The 24,348-nt window shown below is 67.1% G+C and carries 21 protein-coding genes; 10 read left to right on the forward strand and 11 right to left on the reverse strand.

Annotation, left to right across the window (positions count from 1 at the left end; genetic code table 11):
- Window positions 1–75 precede the first annotated feature (75 nt).
- The 4 genes from KTC28_RS14340 to KTC28_RS23165 are packed head-to-tail and all read right to left on the reverse strand — an operon-like array spanning window position 76 to window position 5,814.
- Window positions 76–1,554, reverse strand: coding sequence for a Ppx/GppA phosphatase family protein (locus tag KTC28_RS14340; protein WP_369426554.1), 1,479 nt, complete (start codon window positions 1,552–1,554; stop codon window positions 76–78).
- A 38-nt stretch (window positions 1,555–1,592) separates the two neighbouring features.
- Window positions 1,593–3,803 carry an RNA degradosome polyphosphate kinase gene (locus tag KTC28_RS14345; RefSeq protein WP_216707820.1) on the reverse strand — a complete coding sequence of 737 codons (2,211 nt, stop codon included), beginning with the start codon at window positions 3,801–3,803 and terminating at the stop codon, window positions 1,593–1,595.
- A gap of 8 nt (window positions 3,804–3,811) precedes the next feature.
- On the reverse strand, window positions 3,812–4,471 hold the full coding sequence (locus KTC28_RS14350) for an HdaA/DnaA family protein (RefSeq protein ID WP_216707821.1): 660 nt from the start codon (window positions 4,469–4,471) through the stop codon (window positions 3,812–3,814).
- Window positions 4,471–5,814: a DUF2066 domain-containing protein gene (locus KTC28_RS23165; RefSeq protein ID WP_216707822.1), complete on the reverse strand. Its 1,344-nt coding sequence runs from the start codon at window positions 5,812–5,814 to the stop codon at window positions 4,471–4,473. Before KTC28_RS23165 ends, KTC28_RS14350 begins: the two co-directional genes overlap by 1 nt.
- A 62-nt stretch (window positions 5,815–5,876) precedes the next feature.
- Between KTC28_RS23165 and purM the strand changes: the two genes are divergently transcribed.
- The 3 genes from purM to bla are packed head-to-tail and all read left to right on the forward strand — an operon-like array spanning window position 5,877 to window position 8,768.
- Entirely contained in the window at window positions 5,877–6,971 is a 1,095-nt protein-coding gene (purM, locus tag KTC28_RS14360; RefSeq protein ID WP_216707823.1) for a phosphoribosylformylglycinamidine cyclo-ligase, read from the forward strand.
- A gap of 43 nt (window positions 6,972–7,014) precedes the next feature.
- Complete coding sequence (purN, locus tag KTC28_RS14365) at window positions 7,015–7,899, forward strand: phosphoribosylglycinamide formyltransferase (protein ID WP_255602454.1); 885 nt, start codon at window positions 7,015–7,017, stop codon at window positions 7,897–7,899.
- Between the two features lie 2 nt (window positions 7,900–7,901).
- Entirely contained in the window at window positions 7,902–8,768 is an 867-nt protein-coding gene (gene bla / locus KTC28_RS14370) for a subclass B3 metallo-beta-lactamase (RefSeq protein WP_216707825.1), read from the forward strand.
- On the opposite strand, the gene ndk is transcribed toward bla, so the two are convergent.
- The 3 genes from ndk to KTC28_RS14385 all read right to left on the reverse strand — a co-directional run bounded on the left by ndk (window position 8,758) and on the right by KTC28_RS14385 (window position 11,206).
- Window positions 8,758–9,180 (reverse strand): nucleoside-diphosphate kinase, encoded by a 423-nt coding sequence (ndk, locus tag KTC28_RS14375; protein WP_216707826.1) that lies wholly within the window; start codon window positions 9,178–9,180, stop codon window positions 8,758–8,760. The two genes, bla and ndk, sit on opposite strands and share 11 nt — an antisense overlap.
- A gap of 72 nt (window positions 9,181–9,252) precedes the next feature.
- Complete coding sequence (locus tag KTC28_RS14380) at window positions 9,253–9,711, reverse strand: DNA polymerase III subunit chi (protein WP_216707827.1); 459 nt, start codon at window positions 9,709–9,711, stop codon at window positions 9,253–9,255.
- Between the two features lie 13 nt (window positions 9,712–9,724).
- The gene (locus KTC28_RS14385) at window positions 9,725–11,206 is read right to left on the reverse strand and encodes a leucyl aminopeptidase (protein ID WP_216707828.1); all 1,482 of its coding nucleotides are present in this window, start codon (window positions 11,204–11,206) and stop codon (window positions 9,725–9,727) included.
- Window positions 11,207–11,353: 147 nt separating this feature from the next.
- Between KTC28_RS14385 and KTC28_RS14390 the strand changes: the two genes are divergently transcribed.
- The 6 genes from KTC28_RS14390 (at window position 11,354) to KTC28_RS14415 (ending at window position 18,566) form a co-directional block, all read left to right on the forward strand.
- Window positions 11,354–13,666 (forward strand): LPS-assembly protein LptD, encoded by a 2,313-nt coding sequence (locus KTC28_RS14390; RefSeq protein ID WP_216707829.1) that lies wholly within the window; start codon window positions 11,354–11,356, stop codon window positions 13,664–13,666.
- A 127-nt stretch (window positions 13,667–13,793) separates the two neighbouring features.
- Window positions 13,794–15,137, forward strand: a complete 1,344-nt coding sequence (locus KTC28_RS14395; RefSeq protein ID WP_216707830.1) for a peptidylprolyl isomerase — start codon at window positions 13,794–13,796, stop codon at window positions 15,135–15,137.
- A 38-nt stretch (window positions 15,138–15,175) separates the two neighbouring features.
- Window positions 15,176–16,174 (forward strand): 4-hydroxythreonine-4-phosphate dehydrogenase PdxA, encoded by a 999-nt coding sequence (gene pdxA, locus KTC28_RS14400; RefSeq protein WP_216707831.1) that lies wholly within the window; start codon window positions 15,176–15,178, stop codon window positions 16,172–16,174.
- 8 nt (window positions 16,175–16,182) lie between these two features.
- The gene (gene rsmA / locus KTC28_RS14405; protein ID WP_216707832.1) at window positions 16,183–17,007 is read left to right on the forward strand and encodes a 16S rRNA (adenine(1518)-N(6)/adenine(1519)-N(6))-dimethyltransferase RsmA; all 825 of its coding nucleotides are present in this window, start codon (window positions 16,183–16,185) and stop codon (window positions 17,005–17,007) included.
- A gap of 205 nt (window positions 17,008–17,212) precedes the next feature.
- Window positions 17,213–18,115: an NlpC/P60 family protein gene (locus KTC28_RS14410; RefSeq protein WP_216707833.1), complete on the forward strand. Its 903-nt coding sequence runs from the start codon at window positions 17,213–17,215 to the stop codon at window positions 18,113–18,115.
- Window positions 18,072–18,566: a hypothetical protein gene (locus tag KTC28_RS14415; protein ID WP_216707834.1), complete on the forward strand. Its 495-nt coding sequence runs from the start codon at window positions 18,072–18,074 to the stop codon at window positions 18,564–18,566. The genes KTC28_RS14410 and KTC28_RS14415 overlap by 44 nt, the downstream gene beginning before the upstream one ends.
- Window positions 18,567–18,674: 108 nt before the next feature.
- On the opposite strand, the gene KTC28_RS14420 is transcribed toward KTC28_RS14415, so the two are convergent.
- The 4 genes from KTC28_RS14420 to KTC28_RS14435 all read right to left on the reverse strand — a co-directional run bounded on the left by KTC28_RS14420 (window position 18,675) and on the right by KTC28_RS14435 (window position 23,295).
- Window positions 18,675–19,184, reverse strand: a complete 510-nt coding sequence (locus KTC28_RS14420) for a tetratricopeptide repeat protein (RefSeq protein ID WP_216707835.1) — start codon at window positions 19,182–19,184, stop codon at window positions 18,675–18,677.
- A gap of 50 nt (window positions 19,185–19,234) precedes the next feature.
- Window positions 19,235–20,422: an RsmB/NOP family class I SAM-dependent RNA methyltransferase gene (locus KTC28_RS14425; RefSeq protein ID WP_216707836.1), complete on the reverse strand. Its 1,188-nt coding sequence runs from the start codon at window positions 20,420–20,422 to the stop codon at window positions 19,235–19,237.
- 31 nt (window positions 20,423–20,453) lie between these two features.
- Window positions 20,454–21,923: an IMP dehydrogenase gene (gene guaB, locus KTC28_RS14430; protein WP_216707837.1), complete on the reverse strand. Its 1,470-nt coding sequence runs from the start codon at window positions 21,921–21,923 to the stop codon at window positions 20,454–20,456.
- A gap of 118 nt (window positions 21,924–22,041) precedes the next feature.
- Window positions 22,042–23,295 (reverse strand): tetratricopeptide repeat protein, encoded by a 1,254-nt coding sequence (locus KTC28_RS14435; RefSeq protein WP_216707838.1) that lies wholly within the window; start codon window positions 23,293–23,295, stop codon window positions 22,042–22,044.
- A gap of 128 nt (window positions 23,296–23,423) precedes the next feature.
- On the opposite strand from KTC28_RS14435, the gene yaaA reads away from it, so the two are divergent.
- A complete protein-coding gene (gene yaaA, locus KTC28_RS14440) occupies window positions 23,424–24,197 on the forward strand; it encodes a peroxide stress protein YaaA (protein WP_216707839.1) in 774 nt (257 codons plus the stop codon).
- Window positions 24,198–24,348 lie beyond the last annotated feature (151 nt).

Raw genomic sequence — 24,348 nt, forward strand, 5'->3', positions numbered from 1 at the left:
GCAATAATTTTAGTGGTTGACGGAAGTAAAAATGCGGCATTGTCGATGCCGAATCGCGTGGCGCCGCGCGTAACGTCAGTTGAAGCGGTGCGCCGCCTCATATCCAAGCGCGGTCGCCAACAGCTTGAGCCGACGCGCGACCGCCTCGCCGTAAAGCGGCGCATCGCGTTCGGCCACCGTCAGCGTCAGCACCCCGTCGACGACTTCGAGGCGGCTCGATTGCAGTGCGACCGCCGTTCCCCCGGTCAACCGCTGGCCGAGGCGGAGCGCGAGACCCCAGCAGCGTGCGGTGGCGAGGCTCGGCGCATCGGCGAGCCGCGCGAGCAACTCCGCCGCCGGCCCCGACGGAGAGCCGCCGAAACACGCAACCAACGAGGCGGCAAGCAGCGCCCGTTCACGCGCATCGACCGCCACCCAATTGCCGTGGAGTGCGACGTCGAGCCCGCGTTCGGGACGGAAGTCGGGATGCGCGCGCCACGCGACGTCGCTTAACAGGCACGTCGCGAGGCGCAGCCGCCGCATGTCGGGGGCTTCCTTGGTCCCGAACAGCCCGTCCATCCACGCCATCAGCATGTCGCCGTGCTCCGGAAAGCGCCCCTGGCGTGCGCCCTCGTCGCGCGCGGCGGCGATCAGCGGGTCTTCGGCGCGGAGCGCGGGCGGCATGCGTTCATACAGCAGCCCCTCGCGCAGGCCGTATGCGCTCGCGACGATCGTGCTGCTGCCCAGCCGTTTGACCACCGCGCCGAGCAGGAGCGCCGCACCGGGCAGCGACGGCAGCCGTGAGGTCGAGATCGCGGTGACGTCCTTCAGTGTCTTCGGGTCGATCCGCGCGAGCGAGCGGACCAGCCGGTCGGGCGAGCCGGGGTCCATCGAATATTCGTGAATTACCGGCAGCGGGTAATCGTGGAGGTAGATGTGGAGCTGGACGAGCGCGCGCCAAGATCCGCCGACCATGTAGAACGGCTTGCCCGCGCCCTTCGCCGCCCAGTCAACCTGGTCGAGCGCGGCAGCGATGAACGGGCGCAGCGCCCGGCTGCCGCGCTTCCGCACCGCATCGAGCCGCAGCGCGCCGATCGGCAGCGAGATGCGTTCGTGCGCCTCGCCGCCCTCGACGCGGATCAGTTCGAGGCTGCCCCCGCCGAGATCGCCGACAATGCCGTCGGCGGCAGGGATGCCCGCGATCACGCCGAGCGCCGCGCCGCGCGCCTCGGCCTCGCCGCTGATGACCTCGATCGTCAGGCCGCAGCGCTCGGCGACGACATCGATGAAGCGCTGTGAGTTGCGCGCCTCACGGACCGCAGCGGTGGCGACGGTGCGCAGGTCGGAGACTCCCATGTCGCGCGCGAGATGCGCGAAGCGGGACAGCGCGGTGACCGCGACGCGGATCGAGCTTTCGCTCAGCCGGCCTTCGCTGGCGATCCCGCGCCCGAGCCCAGCCATGACCTTCTCGTTGAAGATCACCGCCGGCGTCCGGTTGCGCCCCTGATAGACGACGAGCCGGACCGAGTTCGAGCCGATGTCGATGATACCGCTAAGGTCGTTATCGGGCGCCACGATTGGTGTCTTGGTTCGCGACCACGGCAGGATCAAGCTCATTCGCGCGCGGCTCCAGCGTCGGGAAGCGCATTCATCTCATCGATATCGCTGTCGAGCATCAGCCGCGGGACCGCATCGTGCCCGCGCAGCGCGGTGCCGCGGCCCGACAGCGACGGATTGGTCATGAAGTAGCGATGGAGATTGAACGCCTCGTGCGCACCCCGGACGATGCGCGTCGACAGGCCGTCGGGCCCAAGCGTCCACGACTGCTCGGTATCCTTGAGGTTCGCGAGCATGACCTGATCGAGGATCTGGGCATGAACCGTCGGATTCTCGATCGGCACCAGCACTTCGACCCGGCGGTCGAGGTTGCGCGGCATCCAGTCGGCCGAGCTGATGAACAATTTGGCTTCGGGCGACGGCATCGGCTGGCCATTGCCGAAGGCGAGGATGCGGCTGTGTTCGAGGAACCGCCCGATGACCGAGCGCACGCTGATGTTTTCCGACATGCCGGGTACGCCGGGTCGGAGGCAGCAGATGCCGCGGATAATCAGGTCGATCTCGACCCCGGCATTACTCGCCTCGTACAATTTCTCGATGATCGGGGTGTCGACGAGGCTGTTGAGCTTGAGCCAGATCGCCGCCGGACGCCCGGCGCGGGCGTTTTCGATCTCACCGTCGATCAACCCGTACAGCTTTGCACGCATCGTCAGCGGCGACATGCCGAGTTTCGCCAGCCGGGTCGGCTGGACGTAGCCGGTGATGTAGTTGAGCACCTGCGCCGCGTCGCGCGCGAGGACCGGATCGGCGGTGAAGAACGACAGGTCGGTGTAGATCCGCGCGGTTACCGGGTGATAATTGCCGGTGCCGAAATGGACGTAGGTCCGCAGCTCCTCGCCCTCGCGGCGGACGACCATCGACAGCTTGGCGTGGGTCTTCCACTCGACGAAACCGTAGACGACCTGGACCCCGGCGCGTTCGAGCGCCGCCGCCCACATCAAATTCTGCTCCTCGTCGAAGCGCGCCTTCAGTTCGACCACGGCGGTGACCGACTTGCCCGCCTCTGCGGCGTCGATCAGCGCGCGGACAATTGGCGAGTTCTTGCCCGCGCGATACAGCGTCTGCTTGATCGCGATGACGTCGGGGTCGAGCGCCGCCTGCTTGAGGAAGGCGAGGACGACCTCGAAGCTCTCGTATGGGTGATGGACGACAAGGTCCTTGTCGCGGATCGCGGCGAAGCAGTCGCCGCCATGCTCGCGGATCCGCTCGGGGAAGCGCGGGGTGTACGGCTCGAACTTGAGGTCGGGACGGTCCTCGTCGACGAGCACGCCGAGGTCGGCGATGCCGAGGATGCCGGTGACGACGGTGACGTCGCGCTCGCCGACATGGAGCGCATCGCGGACGAGCGCGTGGAGTCCCGGCGGAGTCGCGGCCTCAATCTTGAGCCGGATGACCTCGCCGCGCCGCCGCCGCTTGATCGCACTCTGGTAATAGCGAACGAGGTCCTCAGCCTCCTCCTCGATCTCGATGTCCGAGTCGCGGATGACGCGGAACGCGCCGTCGCCGAGCAACTCATAGCCCGGGAACAACTGGTCGAAGAACAGCCGGATCGTGTCCTCGAGGCTGATGTAGCGCGCGATCTTACCGGGCAGCCGGGTGAAGCGCGGCAGCATCGACGGCAGCATCAGCAAGGCGCGGAGGATCTCCTCGTCCGAATTGCGCCGCAGTTCGAGAATCAGGCTGAAGCCCTTGTTCGGGATGAACGGGAACGGGTGCGCCGGGTCGATCGCCTGCGGGGTCAGGACCGGGAAAACCTGCTCGAGGAAATGCCGTTCAAGCCACGCGGTGTCGTCGCGGCTGAGGTCGCCCGCTTTGAGGACGTGAAAGTCGACCCCCGCGAGCCGCCGCCGCAGGTCCCCCCACGCGCGCTGCTGGTCGTCCATCAGCCGGTCGGCGGTCCGCGCGATCGCGGCGAGTTGTTCGGCGGGGGTTGCGCCCTCGGGCGAGCGCGTCTCGATCCCGGCATTGACCTGCCCGCGCAGCCCCGCGACGCGGACCATGTAGAATTCGTCGAGGTTATTGCCCGAGATCGACAGGAAGCGCAGCCGTTCGAGCAGCGGATGGTTCGGGTTGGTCGCCTCGTCGAGGACCCGCTCGTTGAACGACAGCCACGACAGCTCGCGATTGAAATAGCGCTCGGTGTCGGCGACGCCGTCGACGACGGGCGATGGCTTGCGGGCGGCGGTCACGGTGAGTGCGGTATCCATCCGGCTATTTAACCCACAGAGGATGACAGGTCGATGATAGCGGCGTCATCAACCGTACCGTCGTCGATCCAGTCGCGCTGGCGTCCGAGCACATCACGCGCGAGAACGTCGCGGGCGAGCGGCACGGTGATGTCGCGTCGACTTGCCAGCCCGACCGATTCGATCGCGGCGACGGTCGCGGCGGCGGCGGCGAAGCTGCGCTCGATCCGCAGCACGATGAAGCCGATGACATCCGGCGTGACGCGGACGCCGCGGTCAGCGAACTGCTTGGCGATGACGGCGGCGAGCAATGCGTCGTCGGGCTCGGCGATGACCAGAGTCGGCGTCGCCGCCAGCCGCGAGGCGAGGTCGGGCAGCTTGATCCAGTAGCGCGGCAGCGCCTGCGCGGTCATCAGCAGCGGCGCGGCTGCACTTGCGGCGTTCCACGCGTGGAACAGAGCGACGTCGTCCCCGCGCCGGTCGGCGTCGTCGATCAGTGTCGCCTGATGCCGTTCGGCGAAGATGCGCCCGAGGTGGGTTTTCCCCGACCCCGGCGGCCCGACGAGTAGCGAGCGCGGCGCGGGTGCCCCCGCCAGCCACGCGACCGCATCGGCGTTGGCGGCGGCAATGACGAAATCGGCGCGTCCTTGCGCGGGCGGGTAGGCAAGCGGCAGCGGGAGCTGCGGCACTAGTTCGGGGCGAGCGGATCGCGCCGTGGCTTCGGCGGCGACGCGGCAGGCTTAGCGGGCAGATCGGGCTTAGCCACGGCGGGTTTCGCAGGCGCGATTGGCTTAGCTGCATCGGGCTTCGCCACGGGAGCCGCGTCGGGCTCGGCAACGACCTCTGCCGAGTTCAATTCGGCCGCCGACAGCGGTGCGGACACGACGGGGTCGCCGGGCACCTTCCGCCGCAGCAGAACCCCTGCCCCGTCAGGCGCAAGCCGGAAGCCGCGCTGGTCGAGCTGGTAGGCGAGCATCTCGGGCGTGTCGCTATGGCGAATGACGATCCGCGATGTCCCGCCGAGCGATAGGCTGATAAGCCCGACCCCGGTCACCGTCGGCGTCCCACGCACCGCGGTCTCCATCGCCGCCCACGACTTCGCGTCGGGGGTGATGACGTTCGCCTCGGTCCCGCCGACGCTCGCTTCGGCCGCCGGCGCACCGATGAACGGCGCAGTGCCGATCAGCGGTTCGAGCTCGACGGTCAGCCCCTTCTCGGTGCGCAGCAGGCCCGCCTGAAGCGCGCGAACGTAGATCGCATCGACCTGCCGCACCGCGTCGTCGAGCATCGCGTCGACCCCGGCGGTATTCGCCGCACGCAGGCTGGCCCGCCCGAGTTCTGCCGAATCGGGGCCGTGGCGCGCGATGACCGTCGCCGTCACGGGGCCGCCGGGATAGGTCCGCGTCAGCCAAAGCTCGGCGGTCAGGACGTCGGCAGCCTTGAAGCGGCTGAGGATGTTACGCCACAACGTCCGGTCGGCGCGGCGGCTCTGATAGGCGGTGAGCACGACGTTATCGCCCGCACTCGCCGCCGGGATGACATAATCGAGCGCGCTCGCGGTGTCTCTGAAACGCAGCCACGCCGACAGCCACGGCGTCTTCGTCTGGTATAGAGTGCGCGTCCCACCCTCGATCGTCACCGGCAGCAGCAGCATCGGCGGCGGGGCGCTGGCAAAGGCACCGCCGAGATAGCCGCTCGCGCGGTCGCGATCGAAGACGATCGCCAGCCGCCCGATGTAACGCGTCAGCGAGAAATGCTCGACCTCGATCTCGACACCGGCGACCATGCCCTCGATCGCGCCATCGGCGAGCTTGGGTGCCGCAGCGGGTTCGCCGCCGGTCAGCCGTGCCCACAGCAATGGCCATGCTCGGCGCTCGGCGTCGCGATAAGCATTGGCGCGCGCGTCGGTCGAGTTGCTCGCGACGACGTCGACCGAAACGCCGCCGATCTTGTACGCACCCGGACCGGTCGGGACGGCGAGCGCCGGAACCGCGAACGCCAACATCAGCCAGAAAAGGGCGTACCGGACCATCGCCAGCGTCTTTGGCCGAAGGAGGGTCGAAATCCAAGCCGCAAGTCGTTACGGGATGTCCGATGGATGACAAGACGCCCCTGACATACGCCGACGCCGGCGTTTCGATCGCCACCGGCAACGCGCTGGTCAAGATGATCGCGCCGCTCGCCCGTGCCACCGCGCGACGCGGGGCCGACGCCGAGCTCGGCGGTTTCGGCGGCTTCTTCGACCTCAAAGCGGCGGGGTTCGTCGACCCGTTGCTCGTTGCGGCGAACGACGGCGTCGGCACCAAGCTCAAGCTCGCGATCGAGACCGGGCAGCACGACACAGTCGGGATCGACCTCGTGGCGATGTGCGTCAACGACCTGATCGTCCAAGGCGCCGAGCCGCTGTTCTTCCTCGACTATTTCGCCAGCGCGAAGCTCGACACCGGAGTCGCCGCGCGTGTCGTCGCCGGGATCGCCGAGGGGTGCAGACAAGCCGGCTGTGCGCTGATCGGCGGCGAGACCGCCGAAATGCCGGGGATGTACGCCCCCGGCGACTACGATCTCGCGGGCTTCTCGGTCGGCGCGGTCGAGCGCGGGGAGCAGTTGACCGGGGACAAGGTTCGCGCGGGCGACGTCCTGCTCGGGCTGGCATCGTCGGGGGCGCATTCGAACGGCTTCTCGCTGATCCGCAAGCTGGTCGAACGCAGCGGTGCGCGGCTCGACCGCCCGGCACCGTTCGATATCGAGGTTCTGCTCGGCGAAGCTTTGCTCGAGCCGACAAGGATTTATGTCCGTTCGTTGCTTCCGATCCTCAAGTCGGGGGCGATCCGTGCGCTCGCGCACATCACCGGCGGCGGGCTGCTCGAGAACGTTCCGCGCATCCTGCCCGCCGGGTGTCACGCCCGGATCGACGCGGGCGCATGGCCGCAGTCGCCGCTGTTCGCATGGCTTCAGGCGCAGGGGCGGATCGAGCCTGGCGAGCTTGCGCGGACGTTCAATTGCGGGATCGGGATGGTCCTTTGCGTCGCTCCCGACCGGGTCGACGAGGTGACATCGGCGCTTAACGCAAACGGCGAAGTCGTTCATGTCATTGGTGCCGTCGAGCCCGGTGACAAGGGCTGCACGGTCTTCGGCGCCGACGAGATCTGGAATGCCCAAGGCGCATGGGAAGCGACGCACCTTGGCTGAACGCGCACGCCTCGCGGTCCTGATCTCGGGACGCGGGTCGAACATGGCGGCATTGCTGTACGCATCGCGACTGGCCGACTGCCCGTTCGAGGTCGTGCTCGTTGCGTCGAACGTGCCCGATGCCGCCGGGCTGGCCCTCGCCGCCGCCGAGGGCGTCGAGACGTTCTCCCACGACCATCGCGGGATGAAGCGCGCCGACTTCGACACGCTGATCGACGCCGAACTGACCCGCGCCGGGGCGACGCATGTCGCGCTCGCGGGGTACATGCGGTTGCTCTCAGACGGTTTTGTCGAGCGCTGGGCGGGGCGGATGGTGAATATCCACCCTTCCCTGCTCCCCGCGCACAAGGGACTCGACGTCCATGAGGGCGTGCTCGCGGCGGGCGAAAGCGTGACGGGCTGCACTGTTCACCTCGTGACGAGCGACCTCGATGGCGGCCCGATCTTGGGTCAGGTTCAGGTCGTAGTGCTGCCGGGGGACACGGCGGTGACGCTCGCGGCGCGAGTTCTGATCGCCGAGCACCAGCTTTATCCGCGAGTTATCGCCGATCTTGTCGGAAAGGACTTAACTCCCCCAATCCTCGACCGGCTTCGCGTCCTCGCACTCGCGCTCCCCGCCGCCGCCGAGAAGCAGTCGCACGGCATGGCCGGGTTCTTCGTCACCGGCGGCAAGTTCTTCGCGTATTTCACGCGCGACCACCACAATGACGGGGTGACCGCCCTGCTGGTCAAAACAAGCGGAACCGAGGAGCAGACCAGCCTGATCGAACGCGATCCCGACCTGTATTATCGTCCGGCCTATTTCGGCCCGTCAGGCTGGATCGGCATCCGCCTCGATTGCGAGATCGACTGGGGACATATCGAGGACTGGCTGGCGCGAAGCTGGCGGGCAAGCGCGCCGAAGCGCCTCGCGATGCTGCCGTTCTGACGATGCGCCGGTGCTGGGCCTTGCTCGCGCTCCTGCTCGCTGGATTTAGCAAAGCGCCGGATGCGCCCGCATGGTCCGAACCCACTCCGCCGTTCCGCATCGTCGGAAATATCTACTATGTCGGGACGAAGGGGCTCGCGGCGTATCTGATCGCGTCGCCGCGGAGCCTGATCCTGCTCGACGCCACGCTCGAGGGGAACGTTCCGCAGATCGAGGCAAACATCGTGTCGCTCGGCTTCCGGCTGCGCGACATCCGTATCCTGCTCAACAGCCACGCGCATTTCGACCACGCAGCCGGGCTTGCCCGCCTCAAGCGCGATACCGGTGCCACGATGCTGGCCAGCGCGGGCGACCGCGGCGCGCTAGAAAGCGGTGTCCCGCCGAGCGTGGTGGACTACGGCGTCGTCGCGTTCCCGCCGGTGAAGATCGACCGGGTCCTGGTCGACGGCGAGCCCGTCCGCCTCGGCGACCTCGCGATGACCCCTATCGTTACGCCCGGCCACACGCCGGGGTGCACGACATGGACGATGACTGCCATCGAACGCGGGCGGCCGTTGCGCGTCGTCTTCGCGTGCAGCCTGACCGTCGCCGGAAACGCGCTTGTCGACAACACCGGCTATCCGGGGATCGTCGCCGACTTCCGTCGATCGTTCGTCCGCCTCGCCGCGCTCAAGGCAGACGTCGTCCTGCCTGCGCATCCGGATATCGCCGATGTACTGGAACGCCGCGCCCGTCGCGACGCCGGCGATGTCGATGCCTTTATCGCGCCGGAAAGCCTTGGGCACATCGTCGCCGACGCATCCATGGCTTTCGATGTCGAACTGGCTCGCCAGACCGCTGCGGCCCGGCGAAGCGGGATCAGCCGGTGATTTCGGTCTGCGCGAAGAAATAGGCGATTTCGATCGCGGCATTTTCGGCGCTGTCCGAACCGTGGACGGTGTTCGCCTCGATGCTCTCGGCGTGAACCTTGCGGATCGTGCCCTCGGCGGCATTTGCCGGGTTGGTCGCACCCATGATGTCGCGATAAGCGAGGACGGCGTTGTCGCCTTCGAGGACCTGGACGACGACCGGGCCGGAAATCATGAAGGCGACGAGTTCGCCGAAAAAGCCGCGCTCGCGGTGGACGGCGTAAAAGCCCTCGGCCTGCGCCTGGGTCAGCTGGAGGCGCTTCTGCGCGACGATCCGCAGGCCGGCGGCCTCGATCATCGCGTTGACTGCGCCGGTCAGGTTGCGGCGCGTGGCGTCGGGCTTGACGATCGAAAACGTGCGTTCGGTGGCCATTGGGTCTCCGGGAGAGTTAATTATTTCGGGGAAAGCGCCGCCGCCATATCGGCGCGAAGCCGAAATGGCAAGTTAGGCGGCTTTTTCCCAGCCGCCGCGCTCGGTTTCGCGCCAGTACACCGGGGTGACGCCATCGAGCTCGCGGATCGCCTTCCAGTGGTGCCGGGCAAGCCCGAGCGCGGCGTCGTCGGCACCGTCGAACAGATAGAGCGCGCGGCGGAAGGCAGTCAGTTCGCCGGGCATGACCCCGTCGATCACGACGAGCAGGTCGGCATCGTTCGCCGCGCCCTCTCCAGCGTCGCCGCCCGTCAGGAGAATCGGCTGCGCGGCGGCGTACGGACCATCGACCGCGTGCGGCAGAAACGATGCTGGATCGTAGGTCCATAGCGCGGCGTCGAGCCGCGCGAGTAAGGCCGGGTCGGCTGCGCGGATCACCGCTCGATACCCCGCCGCGACCGCTTTTTCGAGCAGGCGCGGCAGGACGGCATCGAGCGGTTTCGCCGCGAGCTGGTAGAAATTGACGTCGGTCATTTCGAGCGGCGGTTCACCCCTCGAAATTATCCGCGACGAACTTCTCGAGCAGGCGCACGCCGTATCCGGTCGCGCCCTTCGGTGCCAGCGGACCGTCCTTTGCCGTCCACGCCATGCCGGCGATGTCGAGGTGTGCCCATTTGACCCCCGGCTTGATGAAGCGTGCGATGAACTGCGCGGCGGTGATCGAGCCGCCTTCGCGCGGGCCGACGTTCTTCATGTCGGCGATCGGCGAATCGATAAGCTTGTCGTACTCGGCGCCGAGCGGCATCCGCCACAGCCGGTCGCCGGTCGCCGCGCCCGCCGCGATCAGCTGGGCCGCGAGCGCGTCGTCGTTGGCAAAAATCCCGGCCTGCTCGTGGCCGAGGCTGACGACCATCGCGCCGGTCAGCGTTGCGAGATCGACGACGACCTCGGGCTTGAACTGCTCCTGCGCCCACCAGATCACGTCGCACAGCACCAGCCGTCCCTCGGCGTCGGTGTTGATCACCTCGATCGTCTGCCCCGACATGCTGGTAACGACGTCGCCCGGACGCTGTGCCTTGCCGTCGGGCATGTTCTCCACGAGCCCGCAGACGCCGATGACGTTGACCTTGGCGTTACGCGCCGCGAGCGCGTGCAGCGCGCCGGTGACCGCGCCCGCTCCGCCCATGTCCCACTTCATGTCTTCCATGCCCGCGGCGGGCTTGATCGATATGCCGCCGGTGTCGAAGGTCACGCCCTTGCCGACGAGGACCACCGGCACCGCATCGCCGCCGCCGTTCCAGCGCATGACGAGAATCTTTGCCTCGCGGTCCGAACCGAGGCTGACGCCGAGCAGCGCGCCCATGCCGAGCCGGGTCATCTCGGCCTCGCCGAGGACCTCGATCGCCAATCCCGGGGGAGCGACCGCAGCGGCGCGCTCGACGAAACTTTCGGGGTAGATGATGTTCGCCGGCTCGGACACGAGGTCGCGGGTCAACGCGACTCCGGCGGCAATCGCGGCGAGGTTGGCGTGTGCGCTGTCGTCGGCGCCGACGATCGTGATCGCCTCGAGCGTCGCCTTCTGCGAGGCTTTCATCGTCGTGTGGTACTTGTCGAAGCGGTAGGCACGAAGCGTCGCGCCGTGGGCGAGCCGCGCAGCGGCTTCGGCGAGCGGCAGGCCGACTCCCTCGAGCCCGGTCAGGTCGACGGTGACGCTCTTCTCGCCGCTGGTGATGAGCTTGGCGGCGATCGCCCCGCCGATTTTCTCGAATGCGGCGGCGTCGGCAGCCTCGGCCTTGCCGAGCCCGACGACGATGACGCGCGTCGCGGTCGAATTGGCGGGAGCGAAAATCTCGACGACGCTGGCGGCATCGCCGTCGAAGCGAGCTGCAGACATGGCACGCGCGATCTGGCCGCCGGTGACACCGTCGAGCGCGAGCGCCGCACCCGACAGCGGAGCGTCCTTGGCAGCGACGACGGCGAGCGCGCCCATCATGTCGGCAGAAACAGTCGCGGCGTAATTGATGAGCATGGTTGTCCTCAAGTCAGGCGGCGGGTCGGGCCCGTGAGCATTAAGCCCGACCCCGGTCACAACGCAAACCTTGTGGGGCCGCCTTGCGACCTTTGCACCCCCACCGTATGGACCCGAGGTCGCCGCCCGTGATCGCGAAAGTAAAGCTTGCCCCTCCGCTCTGCCCTGCTCGCCGGTCTGGCCTTTCCGACGATCGCCTTCGCCCAGGGGACTGTGGCGGGGGCCCCGGCGACAGCGACGCTTGCGCCCCCGGAGGCTGCCACGCCGTTTTTGGCCGCACCGCCATCGGCCGCACCCGTAACCGGTGAGAAATCGACCTTGCTCGATGGCTCGGGCGACATCGCCAAGCCCGGCGACGTCATCGATTTCGCGGCGGACACGATGGAGTATTCGGACGACGAGCAGCTCGTCACCGCGACCGGCCACGTCCAGATCAACCGCGACCAGTACCGGCTGAGCGCCGACAGCGTGACCTACAACCGCACCTCGGGACAGGTCGAGGCGCGCGGCAACGTCGCGACGATCGATCCCGAGGGGAACAAGGCGTACGGCGACCGCGTCATCCTGACCGATTCGCTCAAAGACGGCGCGATCGACAACATCCTGCTCGTTCTTGCGGATGGCGGTCGGCTGGCGGCGGTGTCGGGGGTCCGCGTCAACGGCCGCAGCATCCTCAACCGCGCGATCTACTCGCCGTGCGCGGTCGAAAAGAGCGATGGCTGCCCGAAGACGCCGGTCTGGGCGATTAAGGCGGTCAAGATCGTCCACGATCCGGTCAAGCACCGCATTTCGTACCAGAAGGCGCGGGTCGAGATCCTCGGCGTGCCGATCATCTATCTGCCCGCCTTCTCGCACCCCGACGGCAGCACCGGCCGGGCCTCGGGGGTGTTGCTGCCCGAATTCGAGATTCGCAACACGCTCGGTTTCGGAATCGGCATTCCCTATCATCTCGACCTCGGCCCCGACCGCGACGTGACGATCAAGCCGTGGCTGTTCAGCGGGGCCAAGCCCGCGATCGACGTCCGCGGGCGCCAGTTGTTAGCTGCAGGACCCGTGCAGTTTCGCGCCTATCTCACCCGCGGCGACGTCATCGACTTCGCCCCCGACGGCGTGACCGAGGTCGACAAGGGGCAGCGCTGGCGCGGTTACTTCGAAGCGAACGGGCGTCTCCAGCTGAGCGACGAGTGGCGCGCGACCTTCTCGACCCGGCTGTCGAGCGACGACACCTTCGACCGCCGCTATAACATCGACTACGACGACTCGCTGCGCAGCACGGTCGACTTCGAACGCTTCCGATCGGACTCGTATCTGTCGGTCGCCGGCTGGGGCTTCCAGAACCTGCGCGCGAACAAGGGCCCCGACACCACCCCGATCGTCCTGCCGCTGATCGACTATGACTGGCGCCCCGAGGAGAAGATCCTTGGCGGCCAGCTCGACATCGCCGCGAACAGCATGAGCCTCGTCCGGATCGACGGCCAGGGCGTGCAGCGCGCGCTCGCCTCGGCGAAGTGGACACGCAGTGTCCTGACCAGCTTCGGCGTCCGCCTGACCGGCACCGGCTTCGTCCGCGGCGACCTCTACAATACCGAGAATGCAGCGGAAGCGACGCTGCCGACCTATGCCGGCGAACCCGGCTTCGAGACTCGTGGGATCGCAGTCGGCGCGGTCGACGCCGAATGGCCGTTCGCTGGGCCGCTCCTCGGTGGCACGCAAACCATCACGCCGCGCGTTCAGGTCAGCGTCGCCCCACTCCATCTCAACCGCAATATCCCCAACGAAGACGCGCGGTCGATCGACCTTGAAGACACCAACCTGTTCGACCTCAACCGCGCCAGCGGCTACGACCGTTTCGAAAGCGGCAGCCGGGTGACCTATGGCCTGCAATACGGCTTCACCCGGCCGCGGCTCGCGATCACCAGCGAGATCGGCGAGAGCGTCCGCATCTCCGGAACCGGGGCAACGGCATTCCTCCAGGGCACCGGCCTGTCGGGTCAATTCTCCGACATCGTTGGAAGGACCACGCTGCAGTACGGCAGCTATTTTTCGCTGACCCACCGGTTCCGCGTCGACAGTACGGACGGAGTGTTCAGGCGCAACGAAATCGACGTGTCGGCGGGGACCTCGCAAACTTACATCACCGTCGGCTATGCGAACTACAATCGCAACATCACGCTCGAAGACCTGACCGATCTGCAGGAAGTGCGTGCCGGCGCGCGCGTCGCGTTCTCGCGCTACTGGTCGGCGTTCGGCTCGGTCATCATCGACCTGACGACCAAGTCGCAGGAGCCGACATCGACGACCGACGGCTTCACCCCGGTCCGGCATCGCGTCGGCGTCCAGTACGAGGACAGCTGCTTCCGCTTTGGGCTGACGTGGCGCCGCGACTATATCACCGACCGCGATTTCAGGGCCGGCAACAGCTATATCTTCTCGATCGCGTTCAAGAATCTGGGGCGCTAGCGGCTCGGTTTCCGGATCGCTAATCGCGGGTTCAGCGCATCGGGCGTATCGACTTTGCGCAACGCTGCGGCACCGTGTAGAGCGCGGCGATGTGTGGCACGGGCGGCGGGGGCCCGAGGAGACGTTGATGAGATTGCGTGGACTGCCGGCGGTGTTATTTGCCGGCGCGATACTGGCGGCTCCGCTCGGGGCGCAGCAGGCGGCCGACAACTCCCCCGACGCGGCCTTCGCCCTGCCCGACGCGCAGGCGCTCGCCGACTTCAACCCGAATCTGCGTAAGGCAACGGCGATCGTCAACGGCGCGGTCATCACCGACACCGATGTCGAACAGCGGCTGAACCTTGTCATCGCAGCGAACGGCGGCAAGATCGATGCCGACGAAAAGCAGCGTCTCCGCCTCCAGGTGCTCCGCAACCTGATCGACGAGAAGCTCGAGATCGGCGAGGCCGAGTCCGCCGACATCAAGATTGCCGATGCCGATGTCGACCAGGCGTACAACCGCGTCGCGACGAACTTCAAGCAGTCGCCGACCGCCTTCGGTGAGTTCCTCAAGCGATCGGGCTCGTCGCCGGCGTCGATCCGTGGGCAGATCCGTGGCGAACTCGCCTGGAGCCGCCTGCTCCGCCGCAAGGTCGAGCCGCTGGTCAACGTCGGCGACGACGAGGTCAAGGCGGTCATCGAAAAGCTGACCGCGTCGAAGGGCAAGGACGAATATCACGTCGGCGAGATCTTCCTGTCGGCGACGCCCGAGAACGAAACCCAGGTGATGACCGACGCCGGACGCATCGTCGGGCAGATCCGCGGCGGCGCATCGTTCGTCGCCTATGCCCGCCAGTTCTCCGAAGCATCGACCGCGGGTGTTGGCGGCGACCTCGGCTGGGTCCGCGCCGAGCAGTTGAACGACGCCGTGGCGCCGGTCGTCACCAAGCTGACCGCCGGCGATCCGGCGACCGGCGTCAGCGACCCGATCCGCGTTCCCGGCGGCGTCGCGATCATGGCACTCATCGAAAAGCGGCAGGTCCTCGCCGCAAACCCCGATGATGCGATCCTCAGCCTGAAGCAGCTCTCGATGGCGCTCAAGCCCGGCATCACCCAGCCCGAAGGCGAGGCGATCGTTGCGAAGTTTCGCAAGGCGACGCAGGACATGGGCGGCTGCGGCCGCGCCGATGCCGTCGCCAAGGACATCGGCGCCGATATCGCGACGAACGATTCGATTGCAATCAAAGATCTGCCGCCTGCGCTGCAGAATTTGATGAAGCAGCTCTCGATCGGCCAGGCGACGCCGCCGTTCGGCTCGGCCGCCGACGGCCTGCGCGTCCTCGTCCTGTGCGGCCGCGACGACAAGCCGACGCTCGCCGCCGAACCAAGCTTCGACGCGGTCTACGCCCAGATGAACGAAGAGCGCGTCAACATGCGTGCCCGCCGCTACCTCCGCGACCTTCGCCGCGACGCCATCGTCGACTATCGCTGAGATGGACCTGACATGGCCCGTTGGAAGGGGCCGCTAGGATGCCCGTGCCGCTCGCCCCGCTGGCGATCGCGCTCGGCGATCCCGCTGGAATCGGGCCCGAAATCGTCGCTGCAGCGTGGGCGGCCCGGATCACGCACAACCTGCCGCCGTTCTTCGCGATCGGCGACATGCGCTCGATCCGCGGGGTCTGGGACGGCCCGGTCGTCGCGCTCGGGGCTCCCGGCGACGCCGCTGCGATGTTTCCCCACGCGCTGCCGCTGGTCCAGGTCGATGATCCCGGTGAGATCATCCCCGGCGCGCCGAACCTGCCGGGAGCCCGCTGCGCGCTCGACAGCCTCGAGATCGCGGTTGGCCTGACCCGCACCGGAACGGCTTCGGGCATCGTCACCGGGCCGGTGTCGAAGGCGCAGCTGTATCAGATCGGCTTTACCTATCCCGGCCAGACCGAGTTTATCGCCGAACGCTGCGGCATATCGGGGGGCAATGTCGTGATGATGCTCGCCGGACCGACGCTGCGGACGGTCCCGGTGACCATCCACACCCCGTTCGCGCAGGTTCCGCACATCCTCACCACCGACCTCATCGTCTCGCGCGCGCGCGTCACCGCCCGCGGCCTCCAGCGCGATTTCGGTATCGCCGCGCCGCGCCTCGCGGTCGCCGGGCTCAATCCGCACGCCGGCGAGAATGGCACGCTCGGACGGCAGGAGATCGACGTCATCATCCCCGCGATCGATATCCTCCGCGCCGAGGGAATCGACGTCACCGGGCCGACGTCCGCCGATGCAATGTTTCACGCGACCGCCCGGGCGAAGTACGACGCGGCGATCTGCATGTACCACGACCAGGCACTGATCCCGCTGAAGACGATCCACTTCGACGACGGCGTCAACATCACGCTGGGCCTGCCGATCGTCCGCACCTCCCCCGACCACGGCACCGCGTTCGACATCGCCGGCCAGGGGATCGCCAGTCCGGCCGCGATGATCGCGGCGATCCGCATGGCGGGCGAGGCGGCGGCGCGCCGCGCGCGGGGCTGATCGCTGCGATGAGCCTCGACGACCTGCCTCCCTTACGCGAAGTCATCGCCCGCCACGGGCTGGCGGCGAAGAAGACGCTCGGCCAGAATTTTCTCCTCGACGGCAACCTCCTCGACCGGATCGCGCGGGTACCAGGGCCGCTTGCGGACGCGCGGATCTACGAGGTCGGCCCCGGTCCCGGCGGACTGACCCGCGCGCTCCTCCGCGCCGGGGCGACCGTCACCGCGGTCGAGCGCGACGACCGCGCCCTTCCCGCGCTCGCCGAACTCGCCGACGCCGCTCCCGGTCGGCTGACGGTTATCGGCGGCGACGCGATGGCACAGGATGAGGCGGCGCTGACCGGCGGCAATGTCCACGTCGTCGCCAATCTGCCGTACAACATCGGCACCGCGCTCCTCGTCCGCTGGCTGACGACGCCATGGCCGCCGTGGTGGCTGAGCCTGACATGCATGTTCCAGAAGGAGGTCGCGCAGCGGATCGTCGCCGCGCCGGGGAGCGACGCCTACGGCCGCCTCGCGGTCCTCAGCCAGTGGCGCAGCACCCCACGAATCGCTTTCGACGTGCCGCGTCAGGCGTTCACCCCGCCGCCGACGATAACATCCGCGGTCGTCCACATCGTCCCCGCCGAGCCGATGGGCGACATCGCCGTCGCCACCCTCGAACGTCTCACCGCCGCCGCCTTCGGGCAGCGCCGCAAGATGCTGCGCGCCAGCCTGCGCGGGCTTTCGGGAGGCGTCGCGGCGCTCGAACGATCGGGCATCGACCCGGCGCGGCGCGCGGAAACATTGTCGGTGGCGGAATTCGTCATGCTGGCGGCGTTGCTGGAGAAATAACGGTCGTCACCTGAACACTAATTGGAAACCTCGAATCGTATCTTGCCTGCGACTGATCGCAAACTGTGCGACGATGCCGCCCCGACGCGATGGTTTAGGCACAACAATAAGAACCTGTGTTTCGTCCGCTTCGCAGAGAGTTCACATATCTATTTTGGCACTTTTAACGGCGTGAACCGTTTCTCATCCGACAGGGGAGATATGCATGCCTAATCATCCGGAACTTGCCGTCGGGGCGCGTGGCGGCAGCGTTCGTGTGCTCCAGCATCTGCTCAACCAAGCGCTTCACGCCAAACCCGGGCTCACCCGTGACGGCATCTTCGGCGCGATGACCAAGTCGGGCACGACTCGCTTTCAACAGGCGCATGGCCTCGCCGCCGACGGCATCGTCGGCGTGAAAACGTGGGCGGCGCTGGGCAGCAGTCTGCACCTCCCCGATCTGGCGGCGGCGGCGGCCAAACCCAACGCGACCCCCGCAGCGCATCCGGCGGCTTCGGCCTCAGCCGGTGGAGCCGCAAGCGCGGCGCGCCCGAGCCCTGCACCTCTGCCACACCCCAACGCCGCCCCGACGGCCCCGCACCTGCCCCCGCCGCGGGCTGCTGCGCCTCCGCCCGCGCCCGCGCCGGCGGCGGCACCCCCGGCCCCCGTCCAAGGCAGCGATGCCAGTGATCCGGCCTGGTATCAGGTCGCGCTTGCCGAGTTCGAGGCGCACAAGACCGTGTTCGGGACCGCCGACGGTAACCAGCGTATTCACGAATATTTCCAGGCGACGTCATACCATCCCGGGATCGGCACGCACGAGGCATGGTGCTCGGCGTTCGTGAACTGGTGCATGAAGCAGGCGGGAATTGCCGGCACTAATCTTGCGAGCGCTGCGAGCTGGCGTGACTGGGGTGTCGCGCTGGCCAAGCCGCGACACGGCTGTGTCATGGTCATCCATTGGGCCGGGCGGACGTCCGGGAGCGGCAATCACGTTACGTTTTTCGACAGCCAGGCGGGAAACACGACGAATTATTTTGGCGGCAACCAGGGTAAAAGGCATCAGATCAGCCACGCCCGCGCCGGTGCTGGTGCGTTTGCCTCCGTCCATTACCGTTGGAAGGCGTGACATGAACTCTACCGTTAAAACTGCGGCCTTGGCTTTCAGCATCGTGGTGTCGAGCACGGCTGCGTCCGCCGCGACCACCGATTTCGGCGCATTCTGGAGCAAGTTTCGCAATGCGGTGGTCGCCCACGATCTGGCGAAGGTCGCCGCATTGACGAAGTTTCCGCTGTCGGCCGGCTTCGATAGCGACCAGGACCATCCGGCCAAAATCGGCCGCACCCAGTTCGCTCGCTACATGGCGACCGAACTCAAGTGCGAGTCAGGCGATGGTGGCACGACCTTCAACATGATCCGGTCGCGGGTGCAGCCGAACGGAAAATATGACGTCCAGGACGCCCACAGCGCCACGGTCGGCCGGTTTGAGTTCGCCAACAGCTCGACCGGCTGGCACCTCACGTCGTTGAATTATGGAAGCACGGTCGAATACCAGCATCGACTGCGTGGGACGTGCTGAGCTTCGGCGAGTGGCCCTCTCGGCGAATCGCACGACAGCCCTGATCGACTAAGATGCCTAGTTGCGGGATGCGGCTGCCGAACCCCGCGCTTCGCTAGAAAATGCGACCTAGTTCTTCGATACCGTCGGCTTGACCGGCTCGGCGCTTGCGGTCGCAGCGATCACCGGCGGCGGCGCGGCGAGCGCGGTTTCGAGGCGCTTGGCGGCCGAGCAGTCGGTCTTGCACAGCGTCTTGATACGGTCGAGGTTGACCCGCGCGCGCGTTGTTGCGCCGCGCGCGATCAGCGCCTTGCCCTGCCCTTCGAGCGCGCCGAGGTCGTTCGGCTCGAGCGACAGTGCCTCGCGATAATATTTGATCGCGCGGCCCGGCAGGCTCTGCATGTCATACGCGTGGGCGATGCCGAGGAAGGCGCGCGCATCCTTCGGATCGACAGCTAGCGCGGCCTCGAACGCGTCGATCGCTGCCGGAGCCTGGCCCTTGTCGAGCGCGGCCTGACCGATCGCGACCCAGCGCAGCGACGCCGGCGACACGGTGTCGTCGCTTGCCGCGCCGATCGCGACGGTCGCCGCCGCCCCGGTAACCAGCAGCGCGAGGGGAATCGACCAGGCTTTACGCATTTCGGCTCGCTCCGATGGTGTCTTGACCGACTTAATCCGCAGCGATCGTATCAGACCCGGGTCAGTCGCGCGATGTAGAATCCGTCGCACCCGTGGGCCCCCGGTGTCAGCACGAGGCTGTTTACGGCCTCGCCCCCTGTCGGGTTGCTGAACATCACGGATTTAAATGTTGCGTTGCGGCGAAGCCATGCGGCAATCTGCGCCTCACCTTCCTCGGGGAGCAGCGAGCAGACGATATAGACGAGCACGCCACCGGATTTGACGAGCGTCGAGCCGAGATCGAGCAGCCGCGCCTGCGCCTCGTTGAGCCGGTCGAGCCGCGCCGGGGTCAGCCGCCAGCGCGCCTCGGGGTTACGCCGCCACGTTCCCGTCCCCGAACACGGCGCGTCGATGACAACGAGATCGGCGGCTTCACGAAGATCGGTCAGCTTGTCGCGCTCGGCCCCCGGGTTGAGCAGCCGCCGCTCAACGATCGATACCCCGGCACGGTCGAGGCGCGGCCCCATGCGGTCGAGCCGCCCGCGATCGGTGTCGGTGGCGATCAAGCGCCCGTCGTTTTGCATCGCGGCGGCAAGCGCGAGGGTCTTGCCCCCCGCCCCGGCGCACAGGTCGACGACGGTCATGCCGGGCTCGGCCCCGCAGACCGCGGCGGCGATCTGGCTGCCCTCGTCCTGAATCTCGATCTCGCCGGCAAGGAACTGCGGCGTCGTTTCGACAGCGAGCGGCAACGTCGTCCGCAGGCCGTTGGCGGCGAAGCGCGTCGGCTCGGCCCCTTCGATATGGACGGCATCGCGCGTCGTCTGCAGCGTGTTGACCCGCAGATCGAGCGGTGCCCGCCCAAGCAGCGCCGCGACCTGACGTGGCGTATCGGCCCCGAAGCGGCGCTCGAGCTTCTCGACGAGCCAGCCCGGCGCGGGATTGGTCGCGGATGAAATCTCGTTGTGGACCAGCGCCGCCGGCGTGTGCCCGATCCCGCCGAACAGCGCGAGCAACTGCGGTGCGTTGGCGCGAGCGTGTCCGATCAACGCGCCGCGCCCGCTCGCGGGGCGATCGCCGATGCTGCGGACGACGTCGTAGATCAGGTCGCGAACCGCGCGGCGGTCTTTCGACCCGGCGTAGCGGCGTGCCGCGAAATAGCGCGCGATGATCGTGTCGGCAGCGGCTCCGCTGTCACGCGCGGCATCGGCAATCAGGTCGATGCATTCGATCGCCGCCTGAACGCGGGCCCCGGGGGTCATATTGTCGTGTTCACTAAATCGAGGGTCCCGGTCACGTTGGGTAGTTCGGCGCTTCGCGAGTGATCGCGACGTCGTGGACGTGGCTTTCGCGCAAGCCGGCGTTGGTGATGCGGATAAACTCCGCGCGTTGCTGGAACTCGGCGATCGTTGCCGCGCCGGTATAGCCCATCGCCGCCTTCAACCCGCCGACGAGTTGATGGAGGACGTCGCGCACCGGGCCCTTGTAGGCGACTTGCCCCTCGATGCCTTCGGGAACGAGCTTGAGCTGGTCTTTGATGTCCTGCTGGAAATAGCGGTCGGCGGACCCGCGCGCCATCGCCGCGACCGACCCCATCCCGCGATACGACTTGTACGTCCGCCCCTGGAACAGGAAGCTTTCGCCCGGAGCCTCGGTCGTCCCGGCAAGCATCGACCCGACCATCACCGCCGCCGCCCCCGCCGCGAGCGCCTTGGCAATGTCGCCGCTGGTACGCAAACCACCGTCGGCGATCACCGGAATGCCCAGCTTCGCGGCGGCCTCGGCGGTGTCGAGGATCGCGGTGAGCTGCGGCACCCCGACCCCGGCGACAATCCGGGTGGTGCAGATCGACCCCGGGCCGATACCGGTCTTGATGCAATCGGCCCCCGCCCCGACAAGCGCGCGCGCCGCCTCGGCGGTGGCGACGTTGCCGGCGATGACCTGGACGCGGTTCGACAGCCGTTTGATCCGGCTGACGGCGGCGGCGACGTGGACCGAATGGCCGTGCGCGGTGTCGACGACGATCAGGTCGCATTCGGCGTCGATCAATGCCTCGGTCCGCGCAAAACCGAGGTCACCCGTGGTCGTCGCGGCGGCAACGCGAAGCCGCCCGGTCGAATCCTTGGTCGCATTGGGGTAAGTGACCGCGCGCTCGATGTCCTTGACGGTGATCAGCCCGATGCAGCGGTAATCCTCGTCGACGACGATCAGTTTCTCGATACGGCGCGCATGAAGCAAGCGCCGCGCCTCGTCCTGCGTCACGCCGGGTCGGACGGTGACGAGGTTGGCGTGGGTCATCAGCTCGCGGACCGGCTGCTCGGGATTTTCGGCAAAGCGGACGTCGCGGTTGGTGACGATGCCGACGAGCCGCCCAGGGCCGCCGTTGGTTGCGGCGTCGACGACCGGGATGCCGCTGATCTTGTGATGCTTCATCAGCGCGAGCGCCTGGCCGAGCGTCTCGTCGCTACGCATCGTCACCGGGTTGACGACCATGCCGCTCTCGAACCGCTTGACCTGCCGCACCGCCTGCGCCTGGACGTCGACGTCCATGTTGCGGTGGAGGACACCGAGACCGCCCGCCTGCGCCATGACGATCGCCATGTCGGCCTCGGTCACGGTGTCCATCGCCGACGACAGGATCGGGATCGTCAGGGCGATCTCGCGGGTGATCCGGGTCGAGGTATCGGCGGCGCTGGGCAGCACTGCGGACTCGGCGGGGACCAGCAGTACGTCGTCGAAGGTCAGCCCAGTCCGGATTTCCATGCGTCTGCGAGCCTCGGCTGCCCGCAGCGCCGATATTGGGCTACGGTCATGCCCTATATCGAAACCGCCGCGCGAAAGCTACCCTTCGCGCGGCGGCACCGAAATCAACTTGGTGTGATCAGGCCTTCGAGTTCAGCCAGGTCATCCAGTATGACGCGAGCGCCTCGCGCGGCGCACCCTTGACCAGCTGGAGCGCGGCAGTCGCCCCGGCCTTGTCGCCCGCCTTGGCCAGCGTCGCGCCGAGACGCAGGTTCGCCGTCGCGGTGTCGACCCCGCCCTTGGTCAGCGCGAGCCGGTACATGTCGGCCGCCTTGGCGTAATCGCCATAGCCGAAATAGGCGTCGCCCTGGCCCATCGCGGTCTTGCCGGTGGCGGCAGCCCGCGCTTCCTTGTCACCCGCCGCAAGGCCGGCCTTGTCGGCGGCGAGTCGGGTCGTGATCGACTTGTTATAGTCGGCGATATACGGCTTGCTGCTCGAGAGCATGCCCTTCTGGACGCCCTCGGCGAGCACGGTCTTCGCCTCGCCCGGCAGGCCCTTGCCGATCGCGGTCTCGACATATTCGGCATAATCGCGCTCGCCGTTAAGCGCCCCGGCGGCGTCCATCAGGCGGAAGATGTCGAGGTTCGACTGATCGTCGGTCTTGACGCTGTCGCGGTAGACGAGCAACGCGTCGCGCCAGTTGACCGGGTTCGGATATGCCGTGACGAGATCCATCGACGCCGACTGGACGAGCGCCGGCAGCTTGGCATCAACCGCGATCTTAAGCTCGGTCCGGTACAGCGATTCATCGGGGGTCTTGCCCGACGCCTTCGTCGCCGCGATCGCCCTCTGCAGCGATGCGATCGCCTGCGGGTTCTGCTTCTGACGCGAATACAGCACCGCAAGATTGCTGAAGATGTCGGGATCGTTCGGCGTCATCGTCGCGAGCTGCTCATAATATTGCGTCGCGGCATTATAGTCGTTCCGCTGGAGCGATAGCGCGGCGAGGTTCTTGACATACTTCGGCTTGTCAGCTGCGGGCAGGAACTCGCTGTTCGCCGACGCCTTGATCGCTTCCTCAAGAAGCGCATTGTCCTTGAGCTTGTTACCGAGCCCGAGCTTCATCTGGCTGATGAAGAAAATGTCGGTCGAATTGAGGTTGCCCGCGGCCTCGGCGGTGCGGAGCTGCGCCAGCGCGCCGGCGTTGTCACCCGCGGCTTCGAGCTTCTGCGCCTCGACGAGAACCGGGCGAACGGGCTTCGAAATGTTCTTGGCATCGACCGCGCCGGGCGCGGCAGCGGCGGCAGCCTCGGCCTTCTTCGCGGTGGCGGGGGCGGCGATCGCGGTCGTCGCGAGCATCGCGGCAAGCAACAGGCGTGAAGTCGGCGTCATCAGTGTCTCCCATCGGACTAATTTGCCCCAGCGCTAAGCCGCTGAAACGTTGCGGTCAATCGCGTAGCAAGCGCCGCATGAACGACTTTTGAACTGTTCAGACAAGGTTTCGCTCCCTAGGCAGGGGCATGCTTGCTGTCCTTTCCCCCGCCAAGACCCTCGATCTCGAGACCCCGGTGCCCGCGGTCGACGCGACCGAGCCGCGCTTCATCGCCGAGGCGGAACGGCTGGCCAAGGTCGCGGCCAAGCTGCGGCCATCGGCGTTGCGCAAGCTGATGCACATTTCGGAAGCGCTCGCCGAGCTCAACGCGGCGCGGTTCAAGGCGTTCGAGACGCCGTTCACGCCCGAAAACGCCCGACCTGCGCTATATACGTTCGACGGCGACGTCTATTCGGGGCTCGACGGACCGGCGATGACTGCGGAAACCGTCGATTTCGCGCAGGATCACGTCCGCATCCTGTCGGGTCTGTACGGCGTGTTGCGCCCGCTCGACCTGATGCAGGCGTACCGGCTCGAAATGGGAATCAAGCTTCCGGTCGGCCGGACGAAGACGCTCGTCGATTTCTGGGGCGAACGGATCGCGAAGGCATTGGCCGAGGACCTTGCCGACCATGACGACAAAACGCTGATCAACCTCGCCAGCGTCGAATATTTCGATGCGGTCGCGGTCGATAAATTACCGGGCAAAGTCATCGCGATCGATTTTCGCGACAACGACGGCGGCGCGCTGCGCTTCAATACCTTCATCGCGAAAAAGGCGCGCGGCGCCATGGCGCGATTCATGTGCGACGAGCGGCTCGATCACCCCGACGGTCTCAAGCACTTCACCGCCGAGGGCTACAAATTCGATGCGCGGCGGTCGGATGACGAACGTTGGACATTCATCCGGGCAAAGTCCTGAGCCCGCTTTAGGAGGTCGACGGGTTCGCGAGCTTCGTTAATCTACACAGGCGAAGAGCAGTCATCCCCGACAGCGTGAGTGATGTGTCGTCGATTCTTGGCGATCCCGGCTATGTGCAAGATGGCTGCTCCGCAGCGCCAGACCGTCGAGC

The organism is Polymorphobacter megasporae (assembly GCF_018982885.2).
Taxonomy (GTDB): Bacteria; Pseudomonadota; Alphaproteobacteria; order Sphingomonadales; family Sphingomonadaceae; genus Polymorphobacter_B; species Polymorphobacter_B megasporae.